The sequence below is a fragment of the Chryseobacterium sp. C39-AII1 genome (assembly GCF_039672645.1).
Lineage (GTDB): Bacteria > Bacteroidota > Bacteroidia > Flavobacteriales > Weeksellaceae > Chryseobacterium.
This window is the reverse complement of record NZ_JBDFPQ010000003.1, coordinates 87390-103497: the sequence shown is the minus strand read 5'-3', so window position 1 is coordinate 103497 and position 16108 is coordinate 87390. Positions and strand designations below refer to the sequence as shown.

Here is a 16108-nt window from a genome sequence, read left to right as displayed (position 1 = left end):
TAACTCAAAAATGGCATTCATTGTGTTGATTAATGCAAGTATTTATTGGAAATTTACCCATTATTTAATTTAAGCTATGTCAGAGATCAATCAAGCTGAAGATATTCGTCAATTGACGGAACAGGTAAAAGAAGCAAACTACTTTTTTTCTCTCCTGAGACAGGAAATCAACAAGGTTATTATTGGGCAGGAATATATGATAGACCGCCTTTTGGTAGGGCTTCTGGGGAATGGTCACGTTCTTTTGGAAGGTGTTCCCGGCTTGGCAAAAACCTTAGCAATCAAAACGCTGGCAGATGCTGTTCATGGTGAATTTTCAAGGATTCAGTTTACTCCGGATTTACTTCCTGCCGATGTAGTAGGAACGATGATCTATAATGTAAAAGATAATGATTTTTCCATCAAAAAAGGACCTGTATTTGCCAATTTCGTATTAGCAGATGAGATCAACCGTGCGCCAGCAAAAGTGCAATCTGCTTTGTTGGAAGTAATGCAGGAAAAGCAAGTAACCATCGGTGATGAAACCATGAAGCTTCCAAAACCGTTTTTGGTATTGGCAACTCAAAACCCGATCGATCAGGAGGGTACTTATTTGTTGCCGGAAGCTCAAAGCGACCGTTTTATGTTGAAATGCACGATTGATTATCCTAAATTTGAGGATGAAAGAACGGTAATGAGAATGGTTTCAACTTCGCATCAACCAACTGTGAAACCTGTGATTTCGCTTGAGCACATTGTAGCGGCAAAAGAATTAATCAATCAGATTTATCTTGATGAAAAGATCGAAAAATATATTCTGGATATGGTTTTTGCAACCCGTTTTCCAGAAAATTATGGTCTTTCAGAACTAAAAAATTATATAAGTTTCGGAGCTTCTCCAAGAGCGTCAATCAATTTAGCTATTGCATCAAGAGCGTATGCATTTTTGAAAGGAAGAGCGTTTGTGATTCCTGAAGATGTCAAAGAATTGGCTAAAGATGTCTTGAGACACAGAATTGGTCTTACATTCGAGGCGGAAGCAGAAGAAATTTCATCAGAAGAAATTATCAATAGAATTTTAGCAAAAATCCAGGCTCCGTAATGAGTGAAGTGGTGATTAGAAAAGCAGTTCAGGAAGATTGTGCTCCGATGTTGGAGCTGATCAAAGAATTGGCTGATTATGAAAAAGCGTTGCATGAAGTGACTTTAACTTTAGAGCAATTTATTGAAGACGGATTCGGAAAATCGCCGGTTTGGGGAGCTTTTGTTGCTGAATTTAATGGAGAAATCGTTGGAATCTCTTTATATTATGATAGGTATTCAACTTGGAAGGGAAGAAGATTGTATCTTGAAGATTTGGTGGTGACGGAAAAATTAAGAGGAAAACAAATCGGAAAGAAATTGTTTGAAGCTACGATGGAACATGGAAAATCTAATCAATACAGCGGAATGGTTTTCCAAGTATTAAACTGGAACGAACCCGCCATTAATTTCTACAAAAAATACAGCCCGAAATTCGATGATGAATGGCTGAATGTTTCGATAGAATTTAAATAGGATGGAAGTTAGAAGTAAGATGATGGAGGTTTGCAAAAACTCAAAAAAATACTCAAACCCTAACACTCTCAAACGCAAAAAATGCAGATAAAAGATATTGTAAAAAAAGTAAAGCAGATAGAAATCCGAACTCGTAAGAAGACGGAAGCTACTTTGATGGGGCAATATCACAGTGCTTTTAAAGGACAAGGGATGACTTTTTCAGAGGTTCGTCCGTATCAGTTTGGAGATGAAATCCGCAGAATCGACTGGAATAAAACAGCACGTTTCCGTGAACCTTTCGTAAAAGTGATGGAAGAGGAAAGGGAGCTGACGATGATGTTGGTAGTAGATATTTCCGCATCTATGGATTACGGAACAAAAACGCAGCTCAAAAGAGAATATGTTGCTGAAATTGCCGCAAGTTTAGGCTTTTCGGCAGCAGGCAATAATGATAAAGTGGGATTGATTTTATTTGCTGATAAAGTATATAAAGTGATTCCGCCACAAAAAGGAAGAAAGCATATTCTTTCGATTATCAGTACTATTTTAACGGCAGATTATGTTCCTGCGGTTTCAAAAATTGATAAAGCGATGGAATACATGATGGGAATTTTCAAAAGAAAATCTTTGGTTTTCCTGTTCTCAGATTTTGAAGATGAATATGATTCTAAAATGTTGAGAGTCGCTTCCAAAAAGCATCAATTGTTAGGAATGAGAATTTTTGATGAAAAGGATAATGAAATTCCGGATGTGGGTTATACCTTATTATATGATGCTGAAACAGGCAAACAAGTTTGGGTAAATACTTCTAGCGCGAGATGGAGGTATACTTTCGCCGAAGCTCAGAAACAAAAATTAAGGGCTTTGGAAGAAGACTTTGCCAACAGCTCAGCAAGTTTTATGAATATTAATACGGGAGAAGATTATTCGAAATTGTTGTATAATTATTTTCAAAAGAAATAAAAATGAAAGTTGAAATTTAGAGCGTAAAAATTAGTTTAAACTTTAAATTTTGAACACTAAACTTTGAACAATTATTTAAAAAAATTGAAAAAACTATTATTTATATTTTGCTTTTTACTCTGTGCAAATGCTTTTGCGCAGATGCTCTCTTCGAATGTTGACAAGAAAACCATTGCTTTGGGAGAAGTAAACAGAATTGTTGTGACGATTAATAATCTTCATAACGAAAAAGTTTCTGCTGCCCCCAAAAACGAATTGTTGCCTTTTCATTTTGAAGAAATAAAAGACAGTATTGCACAAAATCCTGATATTTATTACAGAAGCATTGAATTTGCGGTTTATGAAGAAGGTAAATTTACGATTCCTGAACTCGAATTTAAAGTAGGCGGAAAAATTTTAAAGACGATTCCTTACGAAATCGATGTCATCAATACGGCTCAGAAAAATGATCCTATTAATGATATTATGAAAAATAAAGAAGTAAAGCTCGAAGCTACAGATTATTGGGAGCTTTACAAGTTTTATATTTTAGGTGCTATTGCGGTTATTTGTTTGATTATTGCAATCTTCATGATTGTGAAATGGGGTAGGAAATCAAAAAGTTCACCTGTTGTGGCCACAAATCAGACATTAAAAGAGCTAGATTCTTTGAAGAAGAAAAAATATGTGGAAAGTGGAAATTATCGTTCATTTTATGTTGAACTGATTGATATTTCGCGAAAATTTATCACAAAACAATATCATTTGCCAGCCGATGTTTTACTGACAGATGATTTGATTGATTTAATGAAAAAAAATAATACCATTTCTCAGGAAAATGAAAAAGTGGTGGAAGATGTGTTTTTAAGAGGAGATTTGGTGAAATTTGCCAAAACGTTCCCCGATAAAGATACTATGGAAAAAGATCTTGCAGATATAAGAGATTTTGTAAAGCGATCTTCAGAAGATTTAGAATTCGAAAACTTGAGAAAGGATGTTTAATTTTGAGTTTTATAGTCCTTGGTTTTTAGCGCTTTTCCTGCTGTTTATCCCTCTTTTTATCAGAGACATAAGCAGACAGAAAAAGAAAGGGATTAAAGTTCCTACTGTTAAAAATATGGGTGAAAGCAGTGGAATTCTGCCTGTGCTTTTTTTACTGAAATTATCAAAGTACATTATACTTTCTGCGTTAATTGTAGCAATGGCGCGACCTCGTACATTCACGATTTCTCAGGATCGAGATGATACAAAAGGTATTGATATTATGCTTTCTGTGGACGTTTCACTAAGTATGCTGGCAAAAGATTTATCACCAGATCGTTTGTCTGCGTTGAGGGATATTGCTATAAAATTCGTCGATAAACGCCCGAATGACCGATTGGGTTTGGTGACTTATTCTGGTGAGGCGTTTACAAAAGTTCCCGTAACTTCAGATCATCAGGTGGTGATTGATGAATTAAGAAACCTGAATCCTATGGAACTTCAGCCCGGAACAGCTATTGGAGAGGGGCTTTCGGTAGCGGTAAATCACTTGAAAAATAGTAAGGCTAAAAGTAAGATCATTATTTTAATGACGGATGGTGTGAATACCATTGAAAACGCCATGCCTGCACAGGTGGCTGCCGAATTGGCAAAAAGTAACGGGATTAAAGTATACTCCATCGGGATTGGAACCAATGGATATGCTTTGATGCCTACTCAGACAGATATTTTCGGAGATTTGGTTTTTACAGAAACAGAAGTGAAAATTGATGAACCTTTGTTGAAAGAAGTGGCAGAAATGACTGGAGGAAGATATTTCAGAGCAACATCGAATAGCAGTCTGGAAGAGGTTTACAATGAAATTAATCAATTAGAGAAATCGGACGTCAAGGTATCCAAATTATATAATTACGAGGAATATTTTAAAATTTTCCTTTGGATTGCATTGGGAATGTTGTTTTTTGATGCTTTACTGAGATGGGTTGTTTATAAATTTTTAAGCTAATGGTAATGGATTGGTATTTAGGGAATTATTGGTACTTGTTGTTGCTGTTGCTTTTGCCGCTGCTGGCTGTCTTTATGGTTAGTTATTTAAAATGGAAGAAGAAAAAAAGAGCGGTTTTTGCAGATTCAAAGTTTCACGAGGGTTTGTTTGAAAAGAAATCGTGGTTCACGAAGTTTTTTCCGACATTATATCTTTTAGGAACATTGTTTTTAATCTTTTCAATTATTGATTTGTTGAATGGTTCCGAGGAAGTTAAAACCAATCAGAAATTAAACAACGTCATTTTTATGATGGACGTTTCCAATTCGATGAATGCTGAGGATATTGAGCCAAGCCGTCTAACGGAAGCCAAGAATTTAATGATCAATACCATGCAGAAGATGAAAAACGATAAAGTTGGGATCGTGATTTTTGCTGGTGAGGCGACATCGATCATGCCTTTAACAACAGATTATGGCTCTGCTGAGACTTATATCAACGCAATTGAAACGAACTCCATGCAAATTCAGGGAACAGATTTTCAGAAAGCGATGCAGGCGGCAGTTTCAAAGTTTAAAAATGTAGGAAAAGGTTCAAGAAAAATAGTTTTGCTGAGCGATGGTGAAGATAACGAAGGAAAAGACGATGCAGCGATAAGATTGGCTAATAAGGAAGGAATTATGGTAACTTCTGTGGGAATTGGTACTGAAGAAGGAGCGCCGGTTCCTGAATATGTTTTTGGGCAGTTAATGGGTTATAAATCTGATGCTGCAGGACAAACGGTGATTTCTAAACGACAGACAGAAGCCTTGACAAAAATAGCAGAATCTACGGGTGGGAGCTATATTGACGGGAATAATATCAACGAAGCTCCGAATAGAATTATAGATGCTTTAAGCAAAAAACAATCATCGGCGACAACGTTGGTAAAATCTCAAAATGCGAATCATTATTATCAATATTTTTTGGCAGTTTCGATATTCTTTTTCTTCCTGATTTATCTCATAAACCCCAAAAGAAATTTTAATGTTTAATTTCATCCTTGTTTATCAGGATTTTAAATAAGCATTTTAACCGAATTTTAACAAATAAAACGCTGTTTCTTAACAATTAAAGGAATAATTTTGCACAGTATGAATACTAAAATCATATTTTTATCGTTAATAATTGCTTTTACGTTCTCAGGGCTGCTTTTTGGGCAGACCAATTACAGAACTTTAGTATTCGAAGGCAATCAAAAATTTAATGCTAAAGATTATGATGGCGCGTCTGCCAAATACTTTGAAGCTATAAAGTCTAACAGAAAAGATTTTACAGCTCATTACAATTTAGGCAACGCATTATATAAAAGTAAAAAATACGAAGAGGCTAAAACAGAATTTGAAAGAGCGCAAAAACTGGCTCAGACACTTCCTGATAAAGCGGCAGCTCTTCACAACATGGGCAACACTTATATGCAGATGAAACAGCCGGAGCAGGCTGCTAATTTTTATAAGCAAGCGCTAAAACAAGATCCTTACAATGAGGCAACAAGAAAAAATTATGAAATTGCCAAACTGAAGGAAAAAGAAAACCAACAAAAAAAACAGCAAAACAACTCAGGAAAAGGAGGCGGCGGCAAAGACCAAAAACAGAATGATGATCAAAAAGGAAATCCGAATGATAAAAACCAAGATCAGGGAAGCGGAAAGCAGAATCAAGGTGAAAGTCAACAAGGAAAAGATCCTAATCAAAATCAAAATAATGAGGGCAAAATGCCTAAAGATCTCGAAAACGCAATTCTAAATAAAGTAAGCGAAAAAGAAAGAGAAACCGCCAGAAGAATTTTGAATAAAAATTCTTATTCGATGCCTGAGAGCAACGAGAAAGATTGGTGATGCAGCACAAATTGATTTACATATTATTATTTTTATCTTCCGTAATTTCTTACGGTCAGGTAACTATATCCATTGATCCCGATAAAAATGATTACTCGGGTAAGGAGGTTGTAAATCTTACGGTGGTGCTTGAAATGAACGGAAGCGAGTACAATCAGCAAACGCCAATTCGTCTGCCGGATCTTTCAAAATTCAATATTATCGGAAGCGGATCTGTCAACAATACTTATATCGATCCCGCGACTAATACCGTTATTACTCAACGTGTTTCACAAATTGCTCTTGAACCAAAACAAAAAGGTAAGATCAAGATCGGTTCGGTGCTTGTTACGGTTAATAATAAAATTTATAAGACAGAACCTTTCGACATTCTGGTAAAAGATGTTGAGAAAAAATCTGTGGCTTCCAATAATAATGATCTTTATCTTAATATGGAAATTGAAGATCGTGATGTTTATCAGGATCAGCCAACCATTGCTGTTTTAAAGGCTTACTCCAAAAACATGGATAATTTAAGGAAGGTTAAAAATATCAATCTTCCTAAACAAGAAAACATCAATGTTCACCCTGTAAGTTTTACCAAATCAGAAATTGATCCTTCGGGTTCAGGCAATATGGCTTCACAGGTTTTAGCCGTATTTATGGTGTTTCCGAATGAAGCAGGATATGTTGAAGTTCCTGCAGTTTCAGCGTCAATTAATTCTTATTCACATAAAAATAAACTTCTTTCCAACAAGGTTAAATTGAATGTTAAAAAGCTTCCGGAAGGCTCTCCTGACTGTTTTAAAAATGCGGTGGGGAACTTTAGCGTAAGCGTGTATCATTCACCCAAAGAAAAAGTGGAGGTTAAAAAACCAATCAATGTTTTTGTGAAAGTTTCCGGTGAAGGTAATTTGTCTGATATGCAATTGCCTAAAATCGAAAACTCTCCTGACTATGATGTTTTTGCTCCAAAAATAACCTCAAAAGTTGCTCCCGGAACTACAGGAATAAAAGGTGAAGTTTTGGCAAATTATGTCTTAATTCCCAAAAAAGCAGGGGAAATTGCTATTAAAACGGAGCAGTTTGCTTTTTTTAATCCTGCTAAAAAAGAGTATGTTGACTTAGGTCAGGAAACTTTAGCGGTAAATGCTTTTTCTCACGATCAAATTTTAGAAGCTCGTTCTACTGTTGAAAAGGTAAATGAATACACTAATAATTTTCTTGAAACGGTAAATAGTCCGGTTTTAAAAACGACTTCCTTTAAAGTAAAAGAGAAAAGCAAATTCAACTGGAATGTACTTTTTGTGAATGCTGCAATACTTTTAGGATTATTAATTGCCTACTTTTTATTTAAAAATTGGCAAAAAAAACGTAATTTAGTTAAGGAAACTGTACCTCCAAGATCTTTAGGCTCTATTGCTGAAACAGAAAATGAAATTCGAAAAAATCTGGAAACAGATGTGAATGATTATTTCAGTTATTTAGAAAATCTTAAAGATAGTGGAGATTATCAGAAGTTCTTTCAAATTGTAGATGAAATGGATTCTGAGGTCAGAAAGCAGTATTCTCAAGGTTCTAGGGAAGATTTTAAGTTGCTTTTAGAAAAACGTAACGGAGCTTCAATTGCCGATGAATACAGTAAAATATCTCAAAAGATTCAGATTGAAAAATATGCTCCTGTAAAATCTTCGGAAGGAATTGATGAACTTTTGAAGGCGATTGTTAATTTGTATTCACAGATTAGCAAATAATCAATTTATTTTCATATTTTTGCGAAATTATTAATTACGGAAGGATGGAAGTTTTCAATGATTTTTCAATAAAAGAGATTGTTACGTGCTTTATGGTACTTTTTGCGGTAATCGATATTATCGGTTCTGTGCCTATTGTGGTAAGTTTGCAGCAAAAATTCGGGCAAATAGAAGCGGGGAGAGCTTCGGTAACGGCAGGTGCCATTATGATCGTTTTCCTTTTCGTAGGGAATAAAATTCTTAAATTAATCGGAGTTGATGTAAATTCTTTCGCTATTGCCGGTGCCTTCGTTATTTTCATTATTGCATTAGAAATGATTTTAGGTATTGAAATTAATAAAAGCTCTGAAGCCAAGTCGGCATCCATTGTTCCTATCGCTTTTCCATTGGTAGCTGGTGCCGGAACTTTAACGACTACACTTTCCCTGAGAGCTGAATTTCATGATATTAATATTATTTTGGGTATCATTCTCAATACAATTTTCGTATATTTGGTGCTGAAATCTGCCAAGTGGTTGGAGAAGAAAATGGGAGAGGCAACATTGTCGATCTTACAAAAAGTTTTCGGAATCATTCTATTGGCAATATCAATTAAATTATTCACCGCAAATTTTGCGCAATTGGTGCAGAATTATATTAATTTTTAAGAATCATGCAGAAGTTTTATAAAGTATTTTTAATACTATTTATCGTGTTCATCGCAATCAATCTTTATGCTCTGGATTGGCAATCAGATATTTTGTCTGAAGATAACCTGAAGTTTGTTTTCTCAATTGCTTCAGCGGTCATTGGTCTTATTGTTCTTTTCGTAATGGAAACATGGAGTAGAGTAGGCGTGAAGAAATAATTTTGAATTACATCTTAATACATATAAAATCCTCTTTCAATTTTGAAGGAGGATTTTTGTTTATGCTAAAGTGTATATTTTAAATTGAGTTAAGGAGTTTCCTTTAATCTTTCCATCTCTTTTAAATAGACTGAAAGGGGAGTTCCTGTTCTTTTTTTGAAGGCCAATGTGAATGCCTGCTCGTTGTTGTAGCCCAATTCATCGGCAATGACAGATAACTTATAAGAACGAAATTTTCTGTCGTCACTTAAACGATTGATAGCGCACTCTATTCGCAAATCATTTAAATATGTAGCAAAATTTTTACCCTTATAAATATTGATGATTTCAGATAAATATGCGGTATTGGTATTAAATTTTTTGGATAAATTAGCTAATGTAATTCCTTTTTCAAGAAATTCACTTTCTTTTTCAAATGTCTCCAGATCAGCTAATATTTTGTCGACAACATCTCTCGAAATTGTACAGAAAGTTTTGGTTTTTAAACTTTCCTTCAGCTGATTTTCTATGAATTTTTTCTGAAGTTCAAGCTTTAAAGTGTAACTGTTCTTATGTTGAAACTGATGTTGCGGTTGATTGTATTTCGGGATGTTCCCTGAATATTGTTTCACAAAATTGGTGTAAAGTATATAAATAATCAATATGATTAATAGTATTAGCAATAAAATAACATCCATAATTCATCATTTAGTTATTGTACAAAAATATAGTTTTCCTTGGTTATTCAATTTTTTATTTACGAAAATTTCAGATTTTTCAAAACAGCTTCTGATTTCAATTCAGTTTCTATCCATTCTTTTTCCGGATTGCTTTGGGCTGTAATTCCACCGCCAACGAAAGAATGAACCGAATTTTGATACAGTTTTGAACATCTTAAATTCACAAAATACTGAATGGTATCTTCATTTTCAATTCGAATATAACCAGAGTACAATTCGCGTGCAAACTTTTCGAATTTCTGAATATTTTCTTTACAAAAGTCTTTTGGGATGCCGCAAACTGCTGGAGTAGGATGTAAATCGTTAATGATTTTGCTTAAATCTTGCGGCTTTATTTTTGTCTTAAAATCAGTTCTTAGATGTTTAATATTTCCTGAAATATGATCGTAAGTTTCAGATTCATTAATATGATCTGAATAGTTGTTTAAAATATTTCTGATATATGATGAAACAGGTTTTTGTTCTTCAATCTCTTTTTCCGACCAATTTTCTGAAATGGGAAGCGTTCCGGCAAGGCTCATGGTTTCAAATTCATGAGTTTTTTTGTTGAATTTTCCTAAAACTTCTGAAAAGGCGCCCATCCATGAAGTTTCGCCATCAAAGAATAAATATCGGAAAGCATTTGGGTAAGATGTGCAGATATTATTAAAACTCGCTTTTAAATCAATTGTATTAAAATCGGTGAAAATTTTTCTTCGTGAATACACCATTTTCGGAAGATGATTTTCTTTAATTACCTGAATTACCTTATCCAGCTGATTAAGATATTCTTCCTTTGTTTCCGCTTCTATTTGATTATCATCTTTCGGTAATATTTCACTTGAAATACATTCATTATTAAAATCATCAGCATTTATTTCAATGATATTTCCTTCGAAACTTACCTGCCTGTTTCCATCAAATGTGTAAAACTGAATAGGATTTTGATCGTTTTTTTCGTCTGTGGAATACAGTTTTTCGTCGAATGGAAGTTTGAAATAAATCATCAGATAATACTTTTAGAAACCTTTTATTTAGAAATAATATATGCTATTCCGAGGTTTACTTTTCTTTCTGCAAAGGTATTATTAGTCTTAAAAATGTCAAAATCAAATGTGCTGTTTTTTAAAGAAACATTTTTTAATTGAAACTGCTGATAATCGACAGAAATTAAAAAATTATTCCATATTTTATATTGAACTCCAAGTGAAAAACCGAAATTAATTTGAGTGGTTTTAAAATCATCAAGCTTATTCAAGACATTATTTTCGGGTACTAAAAACTGCATTTTATAATTATTTCTGTTGACTAAAAATCCAGCAAAAGGTCGAATATTTTTCCATTCGTATAATAATTTTAATTGTAAAATGTATTCAAAATGTTTATTATTAAATCTTTGAAACAACACGGGTTGATTGTCTTTTGTGAAATAAAATCCGTTCAGATAGGTGTCTTCGGTATTTCCGTCAAGATCGAAAGTAGAGTTCCATCGATACACATTCGCGGAAAATAGTAAAGATAGTTGAGGAAGGAGAATTTTTTTAGAAATCCATATTCCCAGATTTTCGCCAGTTTGTTTTTTATTGTTGGACGTATTAATTGTCCAGTTACTGTTTTTAATTCCCACTCCGGCTTCGATTCCAAATTGAAATTTTTGGGCTAATTTTTTTCTTGCTTTTTCCTCATTTTTTTCTTTGTTAATTTCCTGTTCCATAATATCTTTTAATTCCTTGTGTTGAATTTCAGAATTTTTTAGAGAAAATTCATTAAGTTTTATTTTCAATGGTTTTTCTAAGTAAACAGTGTCGTAAACAATAACATTTTCATACACGTAAACAGTGTCGATTTTTTTCTTCTTTTTCTGTGCGAATGAAAAATTTACGATAATAATGAATGAAAGTAGAATAAATTTTCTAAGGAACATAAGTTGATTATTGAGTTTATCTTTCTACAAATATGGTGTCTCTTTTGATGATTTTTTTCACAATAATCACTTTTTGCGGCTCTTCTTTTGCTGAATCCTTTCTGGTGATTGTATTATTTGTTTTAGATTGATTTTTTAGCGCTAATTTTTCTTCGGCATTTTCTGAAACGTTATCTTTTTGTGAATTATCCTCAGTATTATCTTGTGCTATGTTTGAATCTATATCTTGACTTTTTTCTATCGTTTCATCATAATTTTTAATATTGTTCTGATTTGTTGAATCTGAAATTTTTACATTATCTGAATGGTTTTTATTAAAAATAGTACTATTTATATTCATAGCAACAATTGAAGCTGCTACAATAACGACAGCAGCAGAACCTATAATAATTTTCTTTTTCCAGGCATGATTTCCCGAAAAAGATTGAAAGAAATAAGTTTGATTATTAGCAGGAATTTTGAACGTTTTTGAAGGCAAAATTTTAAAATTAGAAAAGGCTGCCTGAAAAGTTTGAGCCCAAAGTAAGCCTCCAAATCCGAAAATGACAAGCAATTGAGCCATTTTCTTTTTGTTTTTTGGAGTATTTTCGTTTACGAAATTATTTAACAAAAAGCTTTGAATAGATTTTTTTGCTCTTAACAAATGAGACTTTGAAGTATTAACTGTAATTCCTAATATTTCTGAAATTTCTGCATGAGAATGATTATCAATAAAATATAAATTGAAAACAGATTTGTGATGAGATGGTAAACTATCGATGGACGAAAGAAGCTGCTCTCTCGTAAAATCGTAAATGAAAATATTTTTTTCTTGTGAAGCGGAATGGTTCATTTCTGAAAAATTATCCGGAATTTCCGAGGGTTCTATTGAAACGAAAAGGTCTTTGCTGTCTTTACGCAAATATTGTAAAGCATTATTTACCACAATTTTTTTAAGCCATCCAAAAAGTGCTTTTTCATCCCGAAGTTGATGATTATTCTGGATTGCCGCCATGAAACTGTCTTGAAGAATATCTTCCGCAGTTTGAATATCAGGAATATATCTACGGCAAATCCCCAAGAGTTTTGGGGAATAATTGTTGTAAATATTTTGCCAGTCTGTGTTGTTATTTTGCTTCATATTTTATAGGTTAGATTGCAAAATATTTCTTTTCATCTGTTGAGTTTTCTTTTAAAGATTTCCTCTTCATCCTGCGGTAGACAGGATGAGAGGAAAACTAGTAAAGATTGATCGGCGAAATTAAAAGTTTTCATGGTGTTTTTAATTATAAGATGAAAAGATTTATAAAGTTGTGTTTTTTTGTAATTTTTTTAATTCGCTACCACAAAAATTGAATTGAAAGCATTGAGGTAGGTTACACTGTTTGAAATATTTTGAGATTCTACATTGTTGATGTAAACTTTACTTCCTGAAAGACTAAGTTGCTCTTTAATCATATAGATGTTATTATCAAGAACAAACAGATCTTTAATTTGAGAATAAGTAGGATCAATCGAAACATTAGTTTGCACATTATTTTTATAATAGAGATTTTCCAAACTAGTTCCTGTTATATATAGATTGTTTGTTTCACTAGTGATTTTTCCATCGAAAATATTCATATTTCCGGCACTTCCTACGGCAGTTTCTGTGTTATTAGACAGTTGTCTGTAATAATATTGCTGATCTTTAGCATATAGGAAATGAATACCATTTGATGTTTCGGTAAAATTACCAAACCAAGTAATATTTGGAACTTCATGGAAGGTATTGTTCACAAAATATCCCGATTTTATAGTTCCTGCATCATGAATCATTGAGGAAATGTAAGGTTGGTGATTAAAAATATTGATTTGCGAACTCGAATAAATAATACTGTCATAAGTGTTTAAAACAGTTTTTACTCCATTTTTCCAAACACAGAATGCATATCTTTGGTTGGTTATAGGTGACATGGTGTCGTAATATCCTACAAAATAATCATCATTATCATCAATGGCCATATCAAAAATTTGATATTCTACAGCAGAAGGAATTCCTAAGTACTGTTTAAGATCCTTTCTTGTATTATTTTCCCAATAATAATAAGTTCCGTTGAAAGTTGTTTTTGTTTTTCCAAATACGTGAACATCATTGTTTTTCACAATAATTTTTGATGCATACGTGCTGTCTGGTGAAATTAAAGAAGTTTTCACATTGTTTTTCCAATAACATGCTTTGTAGTTTTCCATTCCTGCTACATACACATCATAAGAAGCTACGTTTTGTTGAAGGTCTTCTATTTCGTCAGAATTCTGTGTACACGAAACAAAGAGCGTTAATAGTAATAAAAAAGGTAAAATTAAAGTTTTCATGGTTGTTTTGTTTTTCTTACTTATAAGATGAAAAAAAATAAAAAGGTTGCAGAAAAAAAATATAAAAAAGCTCAAAATATTTTTGAGCTTTATGTATTGGTTTGATTTTTAATTGATTAAAGTGTATGGAGTTTTCATTAAAAAGTGCTGACTTCAGAAATTAATTCCTTGAAATAGCTTTCACACTTGGCAATATGAGTTCCGTACCAGGAAAAAGCTTCTCCGTCTACGATCATGATCTTTTTTTCGGGATAAAATTCTCTTAACTCTTCAATATGTTTTTCTTTAAAGGGAAAAGGTTCGGAAGAGAGCATAATAATATCAGCTTCTGCAAGATCTTCAGTTTGAATTTCGGGATAGCGTTTTTGATTCTTAAATATATTTTCAAAACCAATTTCTCCTAAAATTTTATGAATGAAAGTATCGGAACCTACTGTCATATAAGGGTTTTTCCAAATAAGATAAGCCACTTTTATATTAGAATTAATTTTAGCATCATTTAAAATCTCATAAATTTTCAGATTAAAAAGTTGTGCTTTTTCTTCTTTATTAAAGATGTTTCCTAAATTTTTAAGCAGATAATAATTGTCTTCAATATTTTCTACATTCGTAACAATTACTTTAAAATCATCCATCAAAGCTTCTACTTGTTCTTTACTATTTTCTTCTTTATTCGCAAGAACTATATCAGGTTGTAAAGCTTTTATTTTGTCAATATTGATATTTTTTGTACCACCAATAATGGCAACATTTTTTACTTTTTCTTGAGGGTGAATACAAAATTTTGTCCTTCCAATAACTTCATTTTCGGTTAATCCCAGATCAAATAAGGCTTCTGTGATTGAAGGAACCAGCGAGACTACTTTCATTAGCGAGTTTTATAGATGTATAAATAAAATCCTTGATCCATAGGATAAATATACAAAATCTCGCGTTTTTTTAAGTCTAATGTTTGATAAATAAATGCCTCGGAAGGGCTTCTGGCAACGAATTCCTTATCAGATGTTGAAGCTAGGGCAATTTGGTTAATGCCTTTCTTGTTAAAATATTCTTTATAGGCATTTGCATCCCAGCTTTTTAGAGCTAATAAGAATTTCGCGTCATTTAATCCGTAGCCGTCGTAAGTCATAGAAGGAGAAAAGTAGGCCACATAACCCGCATCAATAATTGAAACTTTATCCTTTTTTGTAAGGTGTTTCGTCCATTCTTTATAACTAGAATCAAAACCTTCTTTTACAATTTCAACGCCTTTCATGCTTTCGTAGAAATTGGTACATAAATCAAACATTCTTAAGGCTGAGGCAATCAGAATAATTTTTTTGATTAATGACCATTTTTCCTGAAATTTTTCAGCATTAAAAAATAAAAAATAAGCCATTAACGGAAAGAAATATCTTATGTAAATACTAGATGAATAACTGCTTACATGAAATGTGTAATAATAAATAAGGATAAATAACGGAAGTAGTTTGAAATATTTTTTTTCTTCAAAAAACTGAATAAGAACCGGCGCAAAAATAATCAGATAACCAATGAAAACTTTAACAATTGCAAAACTAAAAACGGTTAAATGTGATTTTAAAATAAACGGCAAAGGAATATAAAAATCGAAAAATACTAAGTAAAAACCTACAAAAATTAAAATTCCAATGGCTGAAATACATACTTTTTTGAAAAAATCTTTACTGAAAAGTTTTGAATTTAAAACATAAAATACCTGAAATAAAGCAAATTCCGGACGAACCAAAGGCAATAAAATACTGTAATAGTTTTTATCTGAATCAAAATTAGCCAAAAATTGATACAAAATAACAATAGCCAAAACAGATTCTAAACCATGCGTAGCATTTAAATAAAGCCAAATGGTAAAGAAAATCCCGAATGATAAATTGAAGATTTTCGAGAAAATATTTCCTTTAAAATCAAAATTATTGACGAGTTTATAAATTAAGAAAAGCCCTAACAAAAGATTAATTATAATGAATGAATCTTCAGGTTTTATCTGCAAAAAAGCAAATAATGCCAAAATCCACATCCACAATAAACTGGTTTGTCCGTTTCCCTGATATTGAGGATCTAGATTGTACCAAGGTTTAAAATGTTCAGCAAAATTCTTAGAATATTGAAAAGTGATAAAAGAATCATCAATTACCAAATCGTGCTTAACGATTAGTAAAATAATAAATGCTAAACCGAAAAAAGCGATTAATATTCTTTTCCACAGGATATCTTTATTATGAGATATAGAAAAATCAGTCATAATAAAAAT

17 protein-coding genes are annotated in these 16108 nt (G+C 32.5%); 10 read left to right on the top strand and 7 right to left on the bottom strand.

What is annotated here, in order from left to right; all coding sequences use genetic code 11:
- Positions 1-76: 76 nt before the first annotated feature.
- From ABEG63_RS06195 to ABEG63_RS06150, 10 genes are all read left to right on the top strand, one after another.
- Positions 77-1081 carry a MoxR family ATPase gene (locus tag ABEG63_RS06195; protein WP_312390267.1) on the top strand — a complete coding sequence of 335 codons (1005 nt, stop codon included), beginning with the start codon at positions 77-79 and terminating at the stop codon, positions 1079-1081.
- Positions 1081-1536 (top strand): GNAT family N-acetyltransferase, encoded by a 456-nt coding sequence (locus ABEG63_RS06190; protein WP_346583796.1) that lies wholly within the window; start codon positions 1081-1083, stop codon positions 1534-1536. Before ABEG63_RS06195 ends, ABEG63_RS06190 begins: the two co-directional genes overlap by 1 nt.
- An 81-nt stretch (positions 1537-1617) precedes the next feature.
- Positions 1618-2481, top strand: coding sequence for a DUF58 domain-containing protein (locus ABEG63_RS06185; RefSeq protein ID WP_312390269.1), 864 nt, complete (start codon positions 1618-1620; stop codon positions 2479-2481).
- Positions 2482-2565: 84 nt separating this feature from the next.
- Complete coding sequence (locus ABEG63_RS06180) at positions 2566-3462, top strand: BatD family protein (protein WP_346583795.1); 897 nt, start codon at positions 2566-2568, stop codon at positions 3460-3462.
- The gene (locus ABEG63_RS06175) at positions 3455-4447 is read left to right on the top strand and encodes a VWA domain-containing protein (RefSeq protein ID WP_267406448.1); all 993 of its coding nucleotides are present in this window, start codon (positions 3455-3457) and stop codon (positions 4445-4447) included. The genes ABEG63_RS06180 and ABEG63_RS06175 overlap by 8 nt, the downstream gene beginning before the upstream one ends.
- A 5-nt stretch (positions 4448-4452) precedes the next feature.
- Positions 4453-5460: a VWA domain-containing protein gene (locus tag ABEG63_RS06170; RefSeq protein WP_346583794.1), complete on the top strand. Its 1008-nt coding sequence runs from the start codon at positions 4453-4455 to the stop codon at positions 5458-5460.
- A gap of 99 nt (positions 5461-5559) precedes the next feature.
- Positions 5560-6303, top strand: coding sequence for a tetratricopeptide repeat protein (locus ABEG63_RS06165; RefSeq protein ID WP_346583793.1), 744 nt, complete (start codon positions 5560-5562; stop codon positions 6301-6303).
- Positions 6304-6314: 11 nt separating this feature from the next.
- Positions 6315-8036 (top strand): BatD family protein, encoded by a 1722-nt coding sequence (locus tag ABEG63_RS06160; RefSeq protein WP_346583792.1) that lies wholly within the window; start codon positions 6315-6317, stop codon positions 8034-8036.
- A 44-nt stretch (positions 8037-8080) separates the two neighbouring features.
- Positions 8081-8683 carry a MarC family protein gene (locus ABEG63_RS06155; RefSeq protein WP_267406444.1) on the top strand — a complete coding sequence of 201 codons (603 nt, stop codon included), beginning with the start codon at positions 8081-8083 and terminating at the stop codon, positions 8681-8683.
- 5 nt (positions 8684-8688) lie between these two features.
- The gene (locus tag ABEG63_RS06150) at positions 8689-8883 is read left to right on the top strand and encodes a hypothetical protein (protein WP_267406443.1); all 195 of its coding nucleotides are present in this window, start codon (positions 8689-8691) and stop codon (positions 8881-8883) included.
- Between the two features lie 89 nt (positions 8884-8972).
- Here ABEG63_RS06150 and ABEG63_RS06145 read toward each other — a convergent pair whose 3' ends face one another.
- From ABEG63_RS06145 to ABEG63_RS06115, 7 genes are all read right to left on the bottom strand, one after another.
- Positions 8973-9560 (bottom strand): AraC family transcriptional regulator, encoded by a 588-nt coding sequence (locus ABEG63_RS06145; RefSeq protein WP_346583791.1) that lies wholly within the window; start codon positions 9558-9560, stop codon positions 8973-8975.
- A gap of 59 nt (positions 9561-9619) precedes the next feature.
- A complete protein-coding gene (locus tag ABEG63_RS06140; RefSeq protein WP_346583790.1) occupies positions 9620-10588 on the bottom strand; it encodes a chorismate-binding protein in 969 nt (322 codons plus the stop codon).
- A 23-nt stretch (positions 10589-10611) separates the two neighbouring features.
- Positions 10612-11505 (bottom strand): outer membrane beta-barrel protein, encoded by an 894-nt coding sequence (locus tag ABEG63_RS06135; protein ID WP_346583789.1) that lies wholly within the window; start codon positions 11503-11505, stop codon positions 10612-10614.
- A gap of 16 nt (positions 11506-11521) precedes the next feature.
- Entirely contained in the window at positions 11522-12625 is a 1104-nt protein-coding gene (locus ABEG63_RS06130) for a sigma-70 family RNA polymerase sigma factor (RefSeq protein ID WP_346583788.1), read from the bottom strand.
- Between the two features lie 191 nt (positions 12626-12816).
- On the bottom strand, positions 12817-13839 hold the full coding sequence (locus ABEG63_RS06125) for a hypothetical protein (protein WP_346583785.1): 1023 nt from the start codon (positions 13837-13839) through the stop codon (positions 12817-12819).
- Positions 13840-13976: 137 nt separating this feature from the next.
- Complete coding sequence (locus ABEG63_RS06120) at positions 13977-14708, bottom strand: helical backbone metal receptor (RefSeq protein WP_346583782.1); 732 nt, start codon at positions 14706-14708, stop codon at positions 13977-13979.
- Positions 14708-16099 (bottom strand): hypothetical protein, encoded by a 1392-nt coding sequence (locus ABEG63_RS06115; protein WP_346583780.1) that lies wholly within the window; start codon positions 16097-16099, stop codon positions 14708-14710. Before ABEG63_RS06115 ends, ABEG63_RS06120 begins: the two co-directional genes overlap by 1 nt.
- Between the last annotated feature and the right edge of the window lie 9 nt (positions 16100-16108).

What these genes read in the sequence shown, in the direction of transcription:
- ABEG63_RS06115 (WP_346583780.1), bottom strand. Translation starts at nt 16,099, where the DNA reads ATGACTGATTTTTCTATATCTCATAATAAAGATATCCTGTGGAAAAGA.
- ABEG63_RS06195 (WP_312390267.1), top strand. Translation starts at nt 77, where the DNA reads ATGTCAGAGATCAATCAAGCTGAAGATATTCGTCAATTGACGGAACAG.
- ABEG63_RS06125 (WP_346583785.1), bottom strand. Translation starts at nt 13,839, where the DNA reads ATGAAAACTTTAATTTTACCTTTTTTATTACTATTAACGCTCTTTGTT.
- ABEG63_RS06150 (WP_267406443.1), top strand. Translation starts at nt 8,689, where the DNA reads ATGCAGAAGTTTTATAAAGTATTTTTAATACTATTTATCGTGTTCATC.
- ABEG63_RS06190 (WP_346583796.1), top strand. Translation starts at nt 1,081, where the DNA reads ATGAGTGAAGTGGTGATTAGAAAAGCAGTTCAGGAAGATTGTGCTCCG.
- ABEG63_RS06155 (WP_267406444.1), top strand. Translation starts at nt 8,081, where the DNA reads ATGGAAGTTTTCAATGATTTTTCAATAAAAGAGATTGTTACGTGCTTT.
- ABEG63_RS06185 (WP_312390269.1), top strand. Translation starts at nt 1,618, where the DNA reads ATGCAGATAAAAGATATTGTAAAAAAAGTAAAGCAGATAGAAATCCGA.
- ABEG63_RS06130 (WP_346583788.1), bottom strand. Translation starts at nt 12,625, where the DNA reads ATGAAGCAAAATAACAACACAGACTGGCAAAATATTTACAACAATTAT.
- ABEG63_RS06140 (WP_346583790.1), bottom strand. Translation starts at nt 10,588, where the DNA reads ATGATTTATTTCAAACTTCCATTCGACGAAAAACTGTATTCCACAGAC.
- ABEG63_RS06135 (WP_346583789.1), bottom strand. Translation starts at nt 11,505, where the DNA reads ATGTTCCTTAGAAAATTTATTCTACTTTCATTCATTATTATCGTAAAT.
- ABEG63_RS06175 (WP_267406448.1), top strand. Translation starts at nt 3,455, where the DNA reads ATGTTTAATTTTGAGTTTTATAGTCCTTGGTTTTTAGCGCTTTTCCTG.
- ABEG63_RS06145 (WP_346583791.1), bottom strand. Translation starts at nt 9,560, where the DNA reads ATGGATGTTATTTTATTGCTAATACTATTAATCATATTGATTATTTAT.
- ABEG63_RS06165 (WP_346583793.1), top strand. Translation starts at nt 5,560, where the DNA reads ATGAATACTAAAATCATATTTTTATCGTTAATAATTGCTTTTACGTTC.
- ABEG63_RS06170 (WP_346583794.1), top strand. Translation starts at nt 4,453, where the DNA reads ATGGATTGGTATTTAGGGAATTATTGGTACTTGTTGTTGCTGTTGCTT.
- ABEG63_RS06120 (WP_346583782.1), bottom strand. Translation starts at nt 14,708, where the DNA reads ATGAAAGTAGTCTCGCTGGTTCCTTCAATCACAGAAGCCTTATTTGAT.